Origin of the sequence: Catenuloplanes japonicus, from assembly GCF_000717135.1 — a bacterium.
Taxonomy (GTDB): Bacteria; Actinomycetota; Actinomycetes; order Mycobacteriales; family Micromonosporaceae; genus Catenuloplanes; species Catenuloplanes japonicus.
In genome coordinates, this window is the sequence record NZ_JNXY01000002.1 from 240,746 (window position 1) to 257,641 (window position 16,896).

Sequence of the window (16,896 nt, forward strand, 5' to 3'; positions counted from 1 at the left end):
CGCCGGTTTGCCCGACGCAGAGCCCTAGACTGCGCGAGTCTTATCCTGATATTTCCTGATTAAAGGGCTCTAGATGAACAGTGCTGGCGTGACGTGGGTTCGCTCCTCCCGGTGCCGGGACGCCAACTGCGTGGAAGTGGCGGAGGTGGGGGCGGGCGTGCTCGTCCGGGACACCAAGGAACGCGGCGAAGGAGTGAACCTCAGCTTCGCGGGCGAGGCATGGGGGGCGTTCGTCAGGAGCCTGCGGAGCCCGGCGGGCGAATTCGTCCGCCGGTGAGGCCGTAGCCGACTCTGAGCCAGATCGCGACGCGGAGCAGGTGAAGGCACGTCGACAGCACGGCCCGCCGGCCCCTCCGGGGAAGGAGGCCGGCCACGTCGACGGTGTCGAAGTCCAGGTCCGCGCTGATCGGAGGCCTTGCCGGCCCGGCCGGTGAGGCCTCGATCGCGGCGAGCTCGGTCTGGTTACGGAAGTGACGTTCCGCGATCCGGGCGAGTCTGAGCGCGGCGGCATCGCCCGATTCGAGATAGACCACGCGGCTGTTCCGCCAGAAGTCTCGTCCGACCTCGAGCTGGAAGATGTTGGAGATCACCTGCTCCAGCTCGAGCTCGGTGAGCCGGCCGTTCCGCAACGCGGTCTCGAAGTAGCTGAATTCCATCCCCAGGTAGGCGTGGAGCGCCATGTCCTTGGGAGGCAGCGAGGCCGGATATCCCCACAGCGGCAGATATTTGTCGTTCTCCAGCGCGACTATCATGAGGTCGTTCCGCATCGCCCGGACGACCTCCTCCTCGGAGGCCTGTGTCTGCCGGAGCTGTAACCGCAGGGAGCGGATCACGCCGAGCAGCGCGAGCGCGGAGATCACGGTGCCGAGCGCGCCGATGCCCTGACCGATCTCGCTCACGGTCTCCCAGTCGATCTCCATTCCGCTCAGGACGAGATCGGCCGGCGCAATGATTGCGTGGGCTGCCGCGTGGACGATTCGCATGATGGCATAAGAGCACGTCGGTGCAACTCGGAAATCGTCCGGAACATGAAAGATGTATTCATTCCGAAAGCGTGTACGAACGGGTGACCCTGTTCCGCTATTCACGCACGCCTGATCGGTCGAGTCGCGGAATAGGCGCCGATGGAAGTTTCGGGATGTTGAATTCCGGCGGGATGTTTTCACGGTGTCAATAGACCCAGAGGGTGTCACCCGGGGTAGTGAGTTCGTCGCCTCGGGTTGCCTAAGCTTGCGGCGTGACCGACAAGCCCACCGATCTGTTCCGCGTGCTCCTGGCATTCATGGCTGAAGCGGGGCCGGAGGACGACATGACGTCCGAGTGGCTGCGTGCCATGGCGCTGACCGCTGAGATCGTGAAGCGGGACCCGGACCCGATCGTGCGGTCCGATATCGCCGCGGTGTACCGGCACCTGAACGACGACCTGGAAGACATTCTGCACGGCCGGGTGTGCTTCACCGCCGGCGACAGCCGCCCGTTCGTGGTGCGGACCGTCCACTGCAGGCGGCGGATGCGTGCGGTCACGAACATCGCCGAGTTCGGCCCGGAGTGGTGGGAATCGCCGGTGGGTGGTGCCTACTGGGAGGCGAACCTCCAGGCACTCGCCAGAGGCGTGGAGATCATCAGGGTCTTCATCGCCACGGACCGGACCGATCCCGGCCTGCTGACGATTCTGGCGGAACAACGGACCGCCGGCGTCGACGTCCTGGTCCTGGACCGGGCTGCCGTTCCGGAGGAGTTGCACGTCAACCTGGTGGTATGGGACGAAAGCTATGCGTGGGAGGGGGAGATGGGACCGTTCGGCCGGATCCGGCGGGACATCTTTCATCACCGCCCCAAGGAGGTGATCCGCTTGCATGAGCTCGCCGATCAGTGTGTGCGGCGCGGGCGCGCAGCCCGGTGACGTTCGTGTCGGCGCTGCTGATCGCGGCCGTGGTCCTGGTGGTGCGGCTGATTCCGTCGGTGCGGTTGAAGGCGGCGGTCTACAGTCTGCCGATCCCGATGACGTTGGCGTTGCTGGCGTCCGGGGCGCCGGTCGACGCCCGGCACCTGCTCGGGGTGGTGCTGCTGGTCGGGTTCTTCGCGGTGGTGACGCTGCTGCATCATCGGTGCGGCGCGTACATCCTGCTGGCCGACGTCGGCGCGATCGGTGCGTACCTGCTGATCGCCTGGCCGTTGACCGGGCTCGGTCGGCTGCCGTTCCTGCCGGTGCTGGCCGCGGTGTGCGCACTGTGGGCGGTCGTGGGACTTCGCCGGCCGCCGTTCATGGCACCGCGCCAGCCGCTGGTCGTGGGACCGCGCCGGGCGTCGCCGGAGGCGAAGGAGGCGCCGCGGCGGCCGAGTCTCGCGAACGCGGCGCTGGTCGTTGGCGCGGCGTTGCTCATCGCGCCGCTGGCCGGGGTGCTGCAGGCGTTCGTGGTCACGTTTCCGTACTCGGGCGTGCTGGTGGCGGTGGAGACCCGCCGGACGCTGCCCGCGTTCACCCGGCAGTTCGCCCGCGCGGCACTAGCGCTGGTGGCGTTCCTCGCCGCCTTCCGTCTGGCCGCGCCGCTGGGGACCGTCTGGGCGCTGGCAGTGGGGTGGGCCGTGCATCTGACGGTCGCGGCCGTCCTGGTCGCGACTGGTGCACCGTCACCCGGAGCTGCACCGTCACCCGGAGCGCCGGAAGCGCCGGAAGCGCCGGGACCAGGTCTGGAAGACCCGGCCCCGGCGGCCCCGGTCAGACGCGACCCAGAGCCCGATCGCTGACCACGCACTGCATGCCGAACTGGCGCGCCCGCCGGATGGCGAAGTCCGTCAGGCCGGGCGTGTCCGCGTAATCCAGCGCGATCAGATCCAACTCCAGCTGGAGCAGTTGCTCCGCGATCTGGGCGTGGAACTCCAGCGTGTCCGCCGGCCACGGCGCGTAACCCTCCTCGGTCCAGCGGGCCGAGAACGACTCGAAGACGACGCCGTCGACGATTTCGGCGAGGCGGGGGAGCATGCCGAAGCCGCGGTTGGCCAGGAGGTAGGCGGGGGCGGCCTCCTCGCGGATCGCGCCGACCAGGGTCAGGAGGTGAGGGACGTCCTCCGGGTAGGTCAGCTCGACGTTGAGGGTGTCGAGGAACAGGCCGTGGAAGCCCTGGGCGATCGCGGCCTTCGCCTGTCCGACGACGTGCTCGACCCACAGCGGATGGCCGACGTGGACGAACGCGCCGCCCCAGTCGGGGTTGCGTTCCTGACGCTGCCACGGGGCGGGCGGGCCGGTGTCCTCGGACAGTGACAGGTAGCCGAGGGTCTGGACGCCCTGGTCGGCCAGGTACGTGAGCTCGGCGGGCTTGTAGAAGTCGGGCTGCAGCACCACGCGCGGATATTCGGCGAGTTCGATCAGTTTGCCGTTGCCGTAGTAGAAGCAGATCGGGCCCTTGCTCATCTGGGCCACCCGTGCTCCTTGTACCACGCGAACGTGGTGCGGACGCCCTCCTCCAGGGGCACGGTCGGCTCGTACCCCGTCAATGATCTGAGCAGTGTCAGATCGGGGCAGCGGCGGGCGACGGAGCCGGGGGGAGCGTCGGACGGGGCGAGTGTGGCGGAGACGCCGGCGACGCGGAGGACGAGTTTGGCGAGGTCGCCGATGTTGGTCTCCTCGCGGTCGTTGCCGATGTGCACGATCTGTCCGGAGGCCTCGGGGGAGGACATCAGGAGCAGGATCGCGGACACCGCGTCGTCCACGTGGCAGAAGGCGCGGAACTGGTCCGCGCCCGGCACCGCGAACGGCTCGGTGCCGGACAGCGCCCTGAGCGACATTTCCGGAATGACGTGATCGGCGCCCATCCGGGGGCCGTAGACGTTGTGGAAACGGCCGACCACGGCATCGAAACCCCGCGCGCGCGACGTGTGGATGAACGCCGCCTCGCCCAGCAGCTTGCTCACCGCGTACGCGAAGCGCGGCGCCGTCACGTCCGAGATCTGCGCGGGAATGTTCTCCGGCGTCGGCACCGGCACGATCCCCGCGTCGACGCCGCCGGCGTAGACCTCGCTGGTCGACGCGAAGAACACCCGCGACCCCGGCGCCACCCAGTCGAGCAGGTGCATCGCGGAGAGCGTGTTGACCCGCACGACTCTGGCCGGGTCGTTCTCCACGTTGCGCACGCCGACCACGGCCGCGAGCAGGTAGATCTGGTCCCACCCAGAGGCGGGCAGCGCGGCCCAGACGGCGGGGTCGGTCAAATCACCCGAAACGACGTCGACCTGCGGAGACGACCGCACGTCGGAGAGGAACGCATCGTCCCGTCCCCGCGAGAAGTCGTCCACGATCGTCACGGAGTGGCCGTCACGCACCAGCCGCCGTGCCAGGTGCAGTCCGATGAACCCGGCACCGCCGAGCAGAAGCGCCCTCATGCCGGCACCGTCTCAGAAGTAGGCAGGTAGCCGAGGCCCGCGTACCGGATGCCCGCCTCGTGCACCGCGGCCTCGTCCAGCACCCGCCACGAGTCGTAGATGAACGCCGGCTTGGCGCCCCCGAGGATCGAGGGAATCTGAATCGCCCGGTAGTCCGGGTGGTCGTTGATGATCAGCACCGCGTCCGCGTCCGAGAACGCCTTGTCCAGCGACACCGGCTCACCGCCGTACTGCCGGATCACGTCGTCGCTGACCAGCGGGTCGTGCCCGATCACGGTGATCCCCGCGGCCGAGAACACCCGCATCATGGTCGCGATCGGCGTGCCGCGCATGTCGTCCGTGGCCGGCCAGCCCTTGTACGCCCAGCCCAGCACCGCCAGTCTCGCCCCCAGGCTGCGCCCCCGCGCCTCCTTGAGCATCTTGACGATCGTCTCGCCCACGTGGATCGGCAGGTACTCGTTGAGTTCGCGTGCCTTGCCCACCAGGAACGGCGGCCGGTCGCCCGCGGAGTCGATCAGGATGTACGGGTCCTTCGACAGGCATCCGCCGCCGACGTAGCCCGGCTTGGCGATGTCCGGCCGTGGGTAGTCCACGTTCGTCGCGCGGATGACCTCCAGCGGGTCCAGCCCGTGCCGTTCCGCGATTAGCGCGACCTCGTTGCCGAACGAGTAGATCAGGTCGGTGTGGCAGTTGTTGGTCAGCTTGACCAGCTCCGCCGTCTCCAGCGAGCTGACCGTCTGGATCGTGTGCGCCAGCCCGGAGAAGAACTCCACGCCGGCCTCCAGACTGATAGCGTCCAGACCACCGATCACCTGCGGCAACTCCACCAGCTCGCGCAGCGCCTGGCCCTGGATGGTCCGCTCCGGCGCCATCACCAGCTTGACGTCGTCGCCCCACGCGGCCCGCAGCTCCGGCAGCACCACGTTGCGCGACGTGCCGACCGGCACGGTGCTGCGCACCACGACCAGCGTGCCCGGCGCGCAGGTGGCGGCCACCGCGCGGGCGGCCGAGGCCAGGTTCGCCAGGTTCGGCCGGCGGGTGATGTCGTCTACCGGCGTGGACACGCTGATCACGGCCACCTCGACGTCGGACGGCAGTTCCGTGGCGACGTGGATGTCCGTCCCGATCCGGTTGGCGAAGATCTCCTCGATGCCCGGCTCGAAGATGTGCGGGCGGCCGCGGGACAGCGAGTCCAGGATCGCCGGCGACACGTCCGCGCCGTACACGGTGAAGCCCTTCTCGGCCAGGGCGGCGGTGAGGGTGAGGCCGACGTAGCCGAGGCCCACGACCCCGATCTTGCTTGGCATTGCGCTGTGCTCCTCTCGGATGTGAACGGTCAGCCGCAGATCGCGGCGGGCCGGTCGAGATCGCGGACGGTGACCGTGCCGGCGAAGCGCTCGTCCCGGTACCGGCGGCACGCGGTGTTCACCGCGTCCTTGCGGACCGCGTAGTCGACGGCGAGCACGAACTTGCCCGCGTCGCGCAGTGCCCGGGTGTTGTCCAGGTTCTCCGTGCACCAGTCCTCGGTGCAGGCTTCGTCGGTGGCCAGGTAGAACAGCTCCTCCATCGCGATCCCGTCGATGGCGGCCGTGTATCCGGGGTGCTCGCGCAGCTCCGGTGAGTTCTGCGGGACGATCAGGAAGCCGGGCTTCCTCGCCTTCGCGTACTGGCTGATCTTGACGATCAGGTTCGTCATCTCCAGGCCGAGCGCGTCCCGGTCCTTCCCCTGCGCCGCGCCGAGGTCGATCTCCTCGTAGGCGAGCGGGGTGTCCAGGTAGACGCCGTCGAACCCGGCCGCGATGGCCTGGTCCACCCGGCCCTGGATCACGCGCTCCCACCAGCGCGGATCCCAGTATCGGACGAAATATTCACCCGGCCAGTCGCCCCACTCGTTCGCGAAGATCTCGGGGGCGTCCTTGCGCAGGCCGGGGTACTCCGGCCGGAAGTCCTCCAGGCTGCCGATCTCGAAGTAGGACAGCACCCGTTTCCCGGTCTGCCGCACCGCCCCGATCTCGTCCGCCCGGAAGAAGTCGCTGTGCGCGTCACGAGCAAGATCAACAACCACGAGTTGGTACGGCCCGGCGGCCAGTTCCTTCAGCCCGTCGGCCGGGTAGTCCTGCAGCTGGTACGCCCATGTCGTGATTTGTCCGGGTTCAGGGGGCGCAGCGGGCGACGGTGCGGCAGAACCGGAGGCCGAGGGCGACGCCGAGGCCGAGCCGGACGGCGACGCTCCCGGCGAGGCGTCCGCGGACGCCGACGGCCCGCCCGCAAGCGGCGGCTCCTCTCCCGGATCCACCGGGGACGTGCGGGAACCCCCGGCAAAGAGTCCCCACACCCCGGCCACGATCAGCACCAGGACCACGGCCGTGACCGGGATCCACCAGCGCCGGCGCCACCATGCCTGGTTCACCGGCGCTCCCCGGCGTTCCAGACGTCCTTGATCGTCGTTTCCAGCTCCCGCACCGGTGTCCATCCCAGCTCGTCACGTGCGCGCGTCACATCCGCGCGGATCCAGCTCACCGCCGCCGACCGGGACGGGCCGGAGCCCGCCTCCCGGATCGTGCCGGTCCACCCGGCCTGCGCCGCCAGCAGCGCGACCGCGTCCCGTGCGGCCACCGCCCGCCCGCTGCCCGCGTTGTAGACCCGGCTCGGTACGTCCGGGGCCAGGACCACGGTGCCGATCAGCGCGGCCAGGTCCCGCACGTCCACGAAGTCCCGGTGTGCGCCGAGCGGCCCGAGCTGGACCTCGTCCTCCCCGGCGGCGAGCGCGGCCCGGATGCGCGCGGCGGCGCGGCCGAGCAGCGTCTCCTCGCTCATGCCGGGCCCGATCGGGTTGAACACGCGCAGCGACACCGCGTCCAGCCCGTCCGCGATCGCGAACAGCCTGGTCCCGGCCACGTGGCTGACGCCGTAGGCGCCGACCGGCATCAGCGGGTCGTCCTCGTGCACGGACCGGCCGGGCTCGGTCACGCCGTACTCGCCGGCCGAGCCCATCCGCACCAGCCGTGCCCGGGGCGCCGCCGCCGCGGTCGCCTCCAGGAGTTTGGACGCGACCAGCGCGTTCGCCTCGAGCAGCTCGGTGGCGGTGCCGCCGAGCGCGCCCACGCAGGCGACGATCGCATCCGGCGCGGTCCGGCGCAGCAACGCGGTCAGCGCGTCGACGTCGCCCGCGACCAGGTCGTGCTGGGCACGACCGGGTGCGAGCACCTCGCCGACGCGCGGATCGGCCGCGAGCGCGGACCGCACATAGGTACCGATGAATCCGGACGCCCCGAACAGGAGCACTCTGGTCACACCGGCTCCCCGACGACCGGCACGGACTCGCGCAGCAGGATCGGCTTCAGCTCCGCGAAGTTGCGGTTGGCCTCGTCGTAGTCCTCCGGCCGCCCGATGTCGAGCCAGAAGCCCTCGAACGGATAGGTGGCCGCGTGCTCGCCCTTGTCCAGCAGGTCCAGCACGAGCTGGTCGAAGCCGAACGGCAGCCCCGGCGGGTACGGTGCGAGCGCCTTGCGGGACATGCCGTAGACGCCCATGCTCACCGCGTACGTCAGCGACGGCTTCTCCCGGAACCCGGTGATCCGCCCGTCCGCCACGTCGAGCACGCCGAAGTCGATCCGGTGCACCCGCTCGGACGTGGCCACGGTCAGCTTCGCGCCGGAGACCGCGTGCGTGCGCAGCAGGTCCCCGTAGTGCAGGTCGGTGAGGATGTCGCCGTTCATCACCAGGAACTCGTCCGGCAGGCTGTCCTTCAGCCCGAACAGCGGTCCGACCGTGCTGAGCGGCTTGTCCTCCTCCACGTAGTCGATCGACAACCCCCACGCGCTGCCGTCGCCGACGAAGGCCCGGATGAGCGGGCCGAGATGGTTGATCGCGAGGGTCACCGAGGTGAACCCGCACGACGAGAGCTGATCCAGCACGATCTGCAGGATCGAGTGGCTGTCCCCGATGGGCATCAGGGGCTTCGGCAGGGCCGTCGTGTACGGCCGAAGCCGCACACCCTTGCCCCCGGCGAGGATCACCGCGTGCATCCGTACCTCCCCACGGTCGGTTGAGCTACGACTTACCGGTAGTGCCGGGCCTGCCCGATGACCGGGACCAGGCCTGCGGCGAACAGTCCGAGCAGCGTGAGGACGCTGCCCAGGTAGAGCGAGGTGTCCAGGACCGGGCCGGCCGAGAGCAGCGCCGCGGGCGCCAGGTGCAGCGCGACGGCGACGGTCATGGTCACGCAGAGCCAGCCGAAACGTCCGCGTCCGGCCAGCAGGAATGCCAGGTAGTAGGCGCCGGCCAGCGTCACGTGCGCGGCCGTCATCACGGCCCCGGCCACGGTGAGCAGCCCGGCCAGTTGGAGACCGATCAGCAGCACCAGCGCGAGCACGGTCGGCGCGGCGAGGCAGGACAGCACCTCGCGCCCGATCGACCGCCACACGCCGGCGACGAAGTCCGCGGGGCGGCGCACGCGGCGGGTGAGCGCCACGGTCTCACCCCAGAACGCGTTGGCCCGCCACTCCACGAAGCCCATGGACAGCACCAGCGGCACGGCCGCGATCGCGATGTCCAGACGTCCGAGCAGGTAGGGCGCCTCCGCGTGGAACAGCAGCGCGGCCGAGGCCAGGCCGTAGCCGGTGACGCCGATCAGCGCGGACCGTTCCGGCCGCAGCGAGGCCGTCAGCGGCGGCTCCGGTTTCGCTTCCTCGTCCTCGCGACGGGTGGTCGCCATCAGCCCGAACGCGAACGCGGCCGCCACCCCGAGCACGGTCACCGCGACCGACGCGAGCCGCAGCCCGGGGCCGCCGACGACCAGGTAGAGCGCGCCGACCACGAACGCCGGGACCATGGACAGCCCCAGCCACAGCTCGCGCTTGTAGAAGACCAGCAGCGTGGAGGCCATCTGATAGGCGAGCTGACCGGCCATCATCGCGGCCAGCGCCGGTCCGCCGCCCCGGCCGAGGACCACGATCACGCCGAGGAGCAGGCCGAGCGGCAGCCCGGCGATCGACGACCAGAACAGCAGCCGGGCCGCGGAACGATCACGACCCAGACCCAGCATGCGGTACGCCGCGTGCGCCGCCGTCCCGGACAGCACCCAGCCGAGCGTGCCGGCCGCGACCAGGCCGATGACCAGCGCACGCAGCCCGACCATGGCCAGCACGGCCGGGAACGCGGCGGACGGCAGCACGTAGAGCGGCCCGTGCGACAGGATCCGCAGCGCGTCCTTACGGCCCTGGGTGAGCACGGCGCGGTTGACCGGCTCGTCCGGCGTGACCGGCGAGGGCGGGCCCATCCGCCGGTAGACCTCGATGGCCAGCGCGAACACGTCGGTGTAGCCGTACTCCACGCGGGCGGCGCGGTCGGTGTGCCCGTCGGACTCCAGCAGCGCGGCGACCTGCAGCGCGTCGATCGCCTTGCCGAGCTTCGGGCGTACCTTCTCGACCAGGTCGTCGATCGGGTCGGTGGAGATCTTGGGTAGCAGGACCGTGATGTCACTGGCCGGGACCGCATCCTCGCTGGCCGCGCGCGCCGCGGCCATGATGCCGCCGCCCTGCTGTCTGCGCTTGCGCTTCGGGACCGCGTCCCCGACGCCGCTGGCGAGCGTCATCGCGCCTCACCGTCCTGGGCGGTGGGCTCGTCCGTGATCCGCGGCAGCACCGTGGTCTCGTCGGAGGCGGGCAGCGGCAGCGGCCGGATCACCATCGTGGCGTCGGTGCTGCCGGTCGTCTCCACGGCCTCGTCGACCACGGACGCGACCGGCACGGCCGGCAGCGGGGGCCACGCCGGGCGTACCCCCGGATCGCGTCTGGGAATTGCCGCCATCCCCTTGCGGGGCCGTTGCCTCGGGATCGGCGCCACGCCGGGACGGGTGCGCTTCTCCGGCACCGTGACCCGGCCCTGGGCCTGCCCGCGCAGGTGCCGCGGCGGCGCGCTGTCCTCGGCCGGCTTGGCCAGGCCCTCGTAGACGTTGCGGTACGCCTCCAGCGAGCGGCGCAGCGTGAAGTGCTCCAGCACCCGCGCGCGGGCCGCCGCGCCGAGGCGCAGCCGCCGCTCCTTGTCCTGCAGCAGCGTCACGCAGGCCTCCGCGACCGCGGCGAAGTCACGCGGCGCGACCACGATGCCGGTCTCGTCGACCGCCTCGGAGACGCCGCCCACGTTCGTGCAGACCGTGGGCCGCCCGCAGGCCATGGCCTCCACCACGGTGTACGGGAAGCCCTCGGAGATGCTGGTCAGCGCCACGATGTTGCCCGCGTGGTACGCCTCGACCGCGTTGCCGACCCGGCCCTCCAGCGTGGCGCAGTCACTGAGCCCGAGCTCGTCGATCAGCGCCTGGCAGCTCTGGTGGTAGATCCGGTTCGCGACCGGGGTGCCGCCGAAGATCCGCAGCCGCGCGTTCGGTATCTCCTTGCGGACCAGCGCGAACGCGCGGATCAGCGTGTGCAGGTCCTTGAGCGGGTCGACCCGGCCCATGAACGAGATGGTCGGCACGTCCGGCTCACCGGTCGCGGCCGGGAACTCGTCCGGCTCGACGCCGTTGTACATCGTCCACATGCGGTCCGGGTCCGCGCCGTTGTGCAGCTGCCAGCGCCGGTTGTAGGCCGAGTGCGGCGCCAGCACGTCGGAGATCAGGTAGGCCGCGCCCGCGAGCGAGCGGAAGAAGCTGAGCACCAGCACCCGGACCGCGTGCGGCGCGCCGTCGTGCAGGTAGGCGATGTAGCGCTCGCGCAGGTAGATGCCGTGCTCGGACATGACGATCGGCGTGCCGTACGCCCACTTCGACGCCATGCCGACCAGCGTGGCCAGGCCGTTCATCGAGGAGTGCACGATGTCGGCCTTGACCGGGGGCGCGGACAGCGGGCGCATCATGTGCGAGATGAGCCAGGCCGCCTCCAGCGCGTCCGCGACCGTGGGCGCGGGTGCGGTGTCGTCCACGCGCAGCACGTGCCAGGCCTCGAGCATCATGTCCAGCGCGTCGTTGGACAGCAGCGCCGCGCTCAGGTCGCCGCCGTCGCTGGCGTACTCGAACATGCCGCGCAGCGCCAGCAGGAACATGCTGCGGTTGACCGCGCCCTCCTCGGAGCGCGTCGACTCCAGCGGGGTGACCAGCGCGCGCAGGAACACCTCGTACGACTCGACGAACCCGGCGCCGGGCCTGCGTACCGGCGCGAGGGCCTTGCCGAGGGAGCGCCGCCGTTCGGGCCGCGCTCCCCACAGCGGGATGCTGTGCACCCGGTCCAGGTTCTCCGGGTAGGCGAACGCCGGCTTCTCGGTGCCGTCGACGGTGAGCGCGACGACCTCCCACCGGTAGTCGGGGATGCCGCGGATGAGCTGCTCGCACCAGACGCTGACGCCACCCATGGCGTACGGGTACGTGCCTTCCGATACCAGCGCGACTCTCATCCGCGGCCCCCTTTTACCGTTCCGTGCTTTACAGCCGCGCCGCGGCGGCGATGACGACCGGCGTGCCGTTGGCCGCCACCGTGACCGGCGCGGTGACCGCGCTGCCGTAGGTGGTGGCGCCGGTGACCGTGGCCGCCGCGCCGCCGACCTGCAGCGTGCCGGCCGTGGTGGAGCTGACCGAGATGGTCCCGGCGACGCGGTCGTAGATCGCGGTCGCGCCGGCCAGCGCCTTGAAGTGGCTGTTCCGGGCGTCGGTGTAGGACGCGATCTGGGTCCACGACGAGTTGATCAGCGGCACGTTGAACGTGGCGTCGAACCGGTCCGCGACCGCGTCCACCCAGTCGGTGACCAGCGTGTTGCCGTTGCCGTACTCCCGCACGTTCGCGATGTGGAACGTGTGCGAGTAGATCGAGCCGGTGGCCACGTGCTGGAAGCCGATCACGCCGCCCTCGTAGTCGAGGATCTGCTGGTACGTCCGGTTCGTCGGCCAGTACGGGAACAGCCCGCCCGGTCCGTAGAACGCGTTGTAGAAGTGTGTCTCCTCGGACGGCGTGGTGGTGTGGTACGCGATGTTCGTCGGCCAGTCCGGCACGATCGAGATCGAGTTCTTCATCGGGTGCACGATGCTGGTGTTGAAGCTCGTCGGCTTGTGGCTGGTGAACGACATGTTGCCGTGCACGTGCGTGACCCCGACGGCCGCGGCCGCGTCCAGGAACGCCTGGTTCGAGCCGGCCAGGCCGTGGTCCGTGGGCGGCCCGGTGTCGTTGTCCGGGTCGTCGTTGTAGACGCCGAGACCGGAGTACTCCGGCGTCTTCAGGATCGACACCGGCACGCTCAGCCCGATGCCCGCGCCCGCGGTCAGGTTGCCCTGGATCTCGGCCAGCGAGTCGTTGTAGTTCGTGAAGTTGAGCTCCGGGTGGTTCACCGTGTGGTTGATCCAGCGGAAGCTGTCCTTCAGGCACTTCGTGGTCGAGGTCAGCGTGGTGGCGTCGCCGTCCACGCAGGCGCTGCCGGCGAACGGGTCGATGTCACCGCCGTTGTAGGCCAGGTTGAACGTGAAGTTCGACGCCTTCGGGTGCTCGTTGCGCAGCGCGGTCTGCTTCGCGGCCAGGTTGATCGTGTCGTGGCCGCTGACGAAGAAGCCCGGCGTGTACTCGATCGTCCCGTCGTCGTGGTAGTGGTCGGCGCTGTTGAACCAGTCGTCGATGTCCACGTTCAGGTGGTGCTTGCGCTCACCGAAGAACAGGCCCTTGGTGGTCCACTCGAACAGGCCGTAGACCAGCAGGTCGGACTGGATCAGGTTGACGTTCGACGTGAACGTCAGCGCGATCTTCTCCCGGCCGCCGGCGACCACCTTCACCGCGAGCGCGTTGCCGCTCGCGTCCTGCAGCAGCTTCTCCGCGCCGCAGTTCGCCGTGACCGAGGTCTTGTAGACGTAGGACTGCTGGATCGGGACGCTGGCGGCCGGGTTCAGGTAGTCGAACACGCCCGCGCCCGCGGTGGTCAGCGTGGCGGGCAGGATCGTGTCGCCGACGCTGGTCTCGCTGACGCCGTTCAGGCAGTAGTTCTCCGGCCAGGTGCCGTAGCTGGTGTAGAGCGCGGCCTGGCGGACGCCGAAGTTCAGCTCGTACGACCAGAGGATGTTCCACTCGGTGGAGTCCAGCGCGGAGACGAAGTTGGCGCCCTGCGGGACCAGCAGCATGCTGTTCGTCAGCAGGATCGCGTTGTACTTGCCGATGCCGCCGTTGACCAGCGTGTTCGTGGTGATCGGGGTGCTCGCGGCGTACAGCACGTCATAGGTGGCGCCGACCCGGTCGAGCGTGGCCTTCCACGTCTCGACGCCGAAGTCCGCGCTGTCCGTGGCGATGATCAGCGCCCGCACCGCGACCTGGTCGTTGACCGCGTCCGCGGCGAACGCCTTGTTCGCCGTCTTCGGCGTGACCACGGGGACGCTGCCGGTCCGCACCGGCAGCGGGCCGGGGACCTGGAAGGCCGGCGTGTCGACCTGGCCGTAACCGGCGACGGACGGCGGCTGGGCGCCGGGGTGGGACGGCGCTGCCGGGAGCTGCGCGCTGCCCGCTGTCTGTGCGCCGAGAACGACCGCGAGCGCGGTCACCCCGGCGAGTGCGATTCGCGCCGCGGCGTGGCGGCGCGCGGGTCCGGTGAGGACCATCTGGTGAACCTCCGATGAGGAGCCGAGTGGTTGAGTCCATCCAGGACTGTCCGGCCTGGCCGGGCCCGGGACGGCGGTGCCCGGCGAGAACAATGGAGAACGCTAGCAATGATCGCAAGCACCCCTTGATCGCTGTCAGAATGCGTTTTGCACATTGACGCGGAACGGCCGGAGTGCTAGCAGAATCGCGTTGTGGAATCGTTTGCAGCCATCGAGATCAATCCAGCTCCATGGTGGACGTGAGGGCTGTTCACGGCCTTGACGTGGGGTTTTCCGCCGCCGCGCTTAACGGGGGCCTAACACCTCGGACATGGGCGTTGTGCAACAACGTCGAGGGGGCCGTATCGGCCGAACGATGAAAGATCGCTACGCAGAGCGTTCGCGTCGGCCGCAAGGAGTAACGAAACCGGCCGTCCGGGTCGGCAAGCTCAACCCAATGGGGGAGGTGCTCATCAACCGTTCGGTCAGGGGCGGCGGGGTGTCCGCGAATCGGGCGCTACCGGTCCTGATCGTCGCATGTGGAGCGGATCGGGCTGATTCGTCAAACAGGACGCCCGTTTCCCGCGATACCCGGCCTGACCTCGGGAACCGCGGAAAACGGGCGGGTGTTGGTTGTCAAAGTTGAATCAGGGCTACTGTCGGGAATTCGCCGTACAGACGCCCAATGGAGAGCGATCTTGGATTGCGGGTTCAATTGCGGAGAAAGCTGTCGTCAGATATCCGGCAATTGCTGCCGGGCGGCCGGGGGAGCGCTATTGTGCTTCCCTCACGGTCAGCGACGTCCACGCTCCAAGGTAGACACGGTCACCGGGCCGCACCGGCACCGGTGTTTCCGCCGGGATCGCCGCACTCGCCGGATCGTTGACATAGGTCCCGTTGGCGGAACCGAGGTCCACGATGGACCATTTCCCGCCCTCGTTCATCAGCAGTGCATGCGTGTGCGAGACGCCCGGATCCTCCGGGGAGTCCCCGAGGTCGATGTCCGGGTGGACGCCGCGCGAGCGGCTGCGCCGGCCGATCAGCAGGCGCTCGCCGGCCAGCGGGAAACGGCGCTGCGCGGCGAACCGCGGGAAGACCATGCCACCGGCGTCCTCACCGCCCTGCGCGATGACGCCGTCGAAGTAGGCGCGGTCCGGGCCGACCACGACCTCGAGGCGGGTCTCGCCGGCGCTCCCGGTGACGTCCCCGGCCGGCGGGCCGTAGGTCGGCAGTCCGGCCGCCACGGCCGGATCCGCACCCGCCGGGCCGGGCCCGGAACCCGCCGGGCCGGGCCCGGAACCCGCCGGGCCGGGCCCGGAACCCGCCGGGCCGGGCCCGGAACCCGCCGGGCCCGGCCCGGAACCCGCCGCGGCTGGCGTGGAAGCCGGCGCGACCGGCGGCGCGAGCAGGAAGTCGTACCCGTCCTCCTCGCAGAACCGCCCCGTCTTCGGCGTCGCGCACACCGGGCACAGCACCGCCGCCTCCGCGGACGGAGCCGGCTGCGTCACCTCCATCGACGCCCCGGAGGCGGGAGCACCGGGCATCTGCGCCCCGGACGCCCCGGACGCCGATGCCCGCGACCCGGCCGCCCCGCCCATCGGCGCCCCGCACGTGTCGCAGTAGTCCAGCGTCGCGGACTCGTGCCCCTTCGGGCAGCTCGCCATCGTCAGCTCTCCTTCTGCCGCTGCACCCGGACCGTCTTCGTCGACCGGACGTTGATGATCTCGGTGTTCTCTTCCGCCGTGCGCCGCTTCAGCCGTACCGTGCCGGTCTTCGCGTCCTCGACCTCGACCACCCGGGCCAGCAGCTTCGCGGTGTCCGTGTGGCCGGTCTCCTCGGCCAGCTGCACCGCGCGCCCGAGCTTCGCGGTCGCGGTCTCCTCGTCGCCGGCGTCGCGTGCCTTCAGGCCCTCCTGGATCACGGACGCCAGCTCCGCCTGCCCGGTGTAGGCCGCCACCCGCTTGTTGATCTTCGTGGAGCGTGCCTCGTCGTCCGTCCACTTCGCCAGGATCAGCTTCTCGGTGAGCACCTGCCCGTTGCTGACCAGGCTGACCCGGCCCGCGAGCACCTCCTCACCGACCGCGTCCGGCTCCACGTCGACCGTGATGTGGTAGTCGCGGCCCTCGGCGCCCCACGCGCCGGTCGGGTACTCGCCGATCCGCGCGCTGACCTCGGTCCGCCGCGCCGTCAGATCCTCCACCTGCGGGAACACCTGCTTCACGGACCGGATGACGGAGTTGGCCGGCGTCCACAGCCGCAGCGACACGTCCGCGACCGTCTTGCCCTGTGCGGCCTGGGCCATCGCGGTGAACGCGGCGGCCAGCTCCGACGGGCTCTCCAGGCCGTCCGCGGTGCCGAGCAGCTTCGACGAGATGAGCCGCAGCTCCTCCGCGACCCAGCCGTGCCCGACGCCGCGCGCGTCGCAGATGAACTTGCCCTCGCACGCGTCCAGCACCTTCTCCAGCTGCTCGCGCGTCTCGTGCTGGTTCTCGCCGTCGGTGAGCAGGATCGCGTGCTTGATGTCCGCCTTCGTACCGGCGAACACGAAGTTCGCCAGGTCCAGCCAGCGGCCGATCGCGGTGCCGCCGTTGGCCCACAGCAGGTGCACGGCCTGCTTGGCCTGCTCCCGGTTGCGCCGGTCCGCGACGACCGTGCCCGGCTTCGGCGGGTACACCATGGTGGCCACGCCGTTGCCCGCGATCACGGCGAACGGCGTGCCGTCCGGCAGCGCGTCGATCGCGGTCTGCGTGGCCTTCTTCGCCTCGGTCATCTTGGTCGCGGGCGCGGCCATCGAACCGGAGATGTCCACGATGATGATCTGCGCGGTCTTCACGCCGGTGAGCGCGCCGCCCACCGGCCCGCCGGTCGCGGTCACGGTGAGGATCGCGTCCACCGTCCGCCCGCCCTCGGGCAGGTACTCGTTCTGGTCCACCTCCGCCTCGAACGACGGCTGGGCGGTGTTGCTGTCGGCCATC

General features: G+C 70.2%; 15 protein-coding genes. 3 read left to right on the forward strand and 12 right to left on the reverse strand.

Annotated features, from left to right (window positions below; all coding sequences use genetic code 11):
- The first annotated feature begins 73 nt into the window (after nucleotides 1–73).
- Nucleotides 74–277 carry a DUF397 domain-containing protein gene (locus tag OP04_RS51405; RefSeq protein WP_085066232.1) on the forward strand — a complete coding sequence of 68 codons (204 nt, stop codon included), beginning with the start codon at nucleotides 74–76 and terminating at the stop codon, nucleotides 275–277.
- On the opposite strand, the gene OP04_RS05085 is transcribed toward OP04_RS51405, so the two are convergent.
- Nucleotides 234–920, reverse strand: a complete 687-nt coding sequence (locus OP04_RS05085; RefSeq protein WP_033338291.1) for a DUF6082 family protein — start codon at nucleotides 918–920, stop codon at nucleotides 234–236. The two genes, OP04_RS51405 and OP04_RS05085, sit on opposite strands and share 44 nt — an antisense overlap.
- A 317-nt stretch (nucleotides 921–1,237) precedes the next feature.
- Here OP04_RS05085 and OP04_RS05090 point away from each other — a divergent pair, with 317 nt between their 5' ends.
- Nucleotides 1,238–1,903, forward strand: a complete 666-nt coding sequence (locus OP04_RS05090; protein WP_033338292.1) for a hypothetical protein — start codon at nucleotides 1,238–1,240, stop codon at nucleotides 1,901–1,903.
- A complete protein-coding gene (locus OP04_RS05095; protein WP_157239300.1) occupies nucleotides 1,900–2,748 on the forward strand; it encodes a hypothetical protein in 849 nt (282 codons plus the stop codon). Before OP04_RS05090 ends, OP04_RS05095 begins: the two co-directional genes overlap by 4 nt.
- On the opposite strand, the gene OP04_RS05100 is transcribed toward OP04_RS05095, so the two are convergent.
- From OP04_RS05100 to OP04_RS05155, 11 genes are all read right to left on the reverse strand, one after another.
- Nucleotides 2,720–3,412 carry a hypothetical protein gene (locus tag OP04_RS05100; protein ID WP_033338445.1) on the reverse strand — a complete coding sequence of 231 codons (693 nt, stop codon included), beginning with the start codon at nucleotides 3,410–3,412 and terminating at the stop codon, nucleotides 2,720–2,722. The two genes, OP04_RS05095 and OP04_RS05100, sit on opposite strands and share 29 nt — an antisense overlap.
- Nucleotides 3,409–4,380, reverse strand: a complete 972-nt coding sequence (locus OP04_RS05105; protein WP_033338294.1) for an NAD-dependent epimerase/dehydratase family protein — start codon at nucleotides 4,378–4,380, stop codon at nucleotides 3,409–3,411. Before OP04_RS05105 ends, OP04_RS05100 begins: the two co-directional genes overlap by 4 nt.
- Entirely contained in the window at nucleotides 4,377–5,687 is a 1,311-nt protein-coding gene (locus tag OP04_RS05110; protein WP_033338295.1) for a nucleotide sugar dehydrogenase, read from the reverse strand. The genes OP04_RS05105 and OP04_RS05110 overlap by 4 nt, the downstream gene beginning before the upstream one ends.
- Nucleotides 5,688–5,716: 29 nt before the next feature.
- Nucleotides 5,717–6,790, reverse strand: a complete 1,074-nt coding sequence (locus OP04_RS05115) for an endo alpha-1,4 polygalactosaminidase (protein ID WP_232323482.1) — start codon at nucleotides 6,788–6,790, stop codon at nucleotides 5,717–5,719.
- Nucleotides 6,787–7,674: an NAD-dependent epimerase/dehydratase family protein gene (locus OP04_RS05120; protein ID WP_033338296.1), complete on the reverse strand. Its 888-nt coding sequence runs from the start codon at nucleotides 7,672–7,674 to the stop codon at nucleotides 6,787–6,789. Before OP04_RS05120 ends, OP04_RS05115 begins: the two co-directional genes overlap by 4 nt.
- Nucleotides 7,671–8,408 carry a sugar phosphate nucleotidyltransferase gene (locus tag OP04_RS05125; RefSeq protein WP_033338297.1) on the reverse strand — a complete coding sequence of 246 codons (738 nt, stop codon included), beginning with the start codon at nucleotides 8,406–8,408 and terminating at the stop codon, nucleotides 7,671–7,673. Before OP04_RS05125 ends, OP04_RS05120 begins: the two co-directional genes overlap by 4 nt.
- A 32-nt stretch (nucleotides 8,409–8,440) precedes the next feature.
- A complete protein-coding gene (locus OP04_RS05130; RefSeq protein WP_033338298.1) occupies nucleotides 8,441–9,976 on the reverse strand; it encodes a hypothetical protein in 1,536 nt (511 codons plus the stop codon).
- Nucleotides 9,973–11,769, reverse strand: coding sequence for a GT4 family glycosyltransferase PelF (gene pelF, locus OP04_RS05135; protein ID WP_232323483.1), 1,797 nt, complete (start codon nucleotides 11,767–11,769; stop codon nucleotides 9,973–9,975). Before pelF ends, OP04_RS05130 begins: the two co-directional genes overlap by 4 nt.
- Before the next feature lie 28 nt (nucleotides 11,770–11,797).
- Complete coding sequence (locus OP04_RS05140; protein ID WP_232323484.1) at nucleotides 11,798–13,942, reverse strand: Agd3-related carbohydrate-binding protein; 2,145 nt, start codon at nucleotides 13,940–13,942, stop codon at nucleotides 11,798–11,800.
- Nucleotides 13,943–14,694: 752 nt separating this feature from the next.
- Nucleotides 14,695–15,585, reverse strand: a complete 891-nt coding sequence (locus OP04_RS52975; RefSeq protein ID WP_157239302.1) for an FHA domain-containing protein — start codon at nucleotides 15,583–15,585, stop codon at nucleotides 14,695–14,697.
- A 2-nt stretch (nucleotides 15,586–15,587) separates the two neighbouring features.
- A complete protein-coding gene (locus OP04_RS05155) occupies nucleotides 15,588–16,895 on the reverse strand; it encodes a VWA domain-containing protein (RefSeq protein ID WP_033338300.1) in 1,308 nt (435 codons plus the stop codon).
- Nucleotide 16,896: the final 1 nt, after the last annotated feature.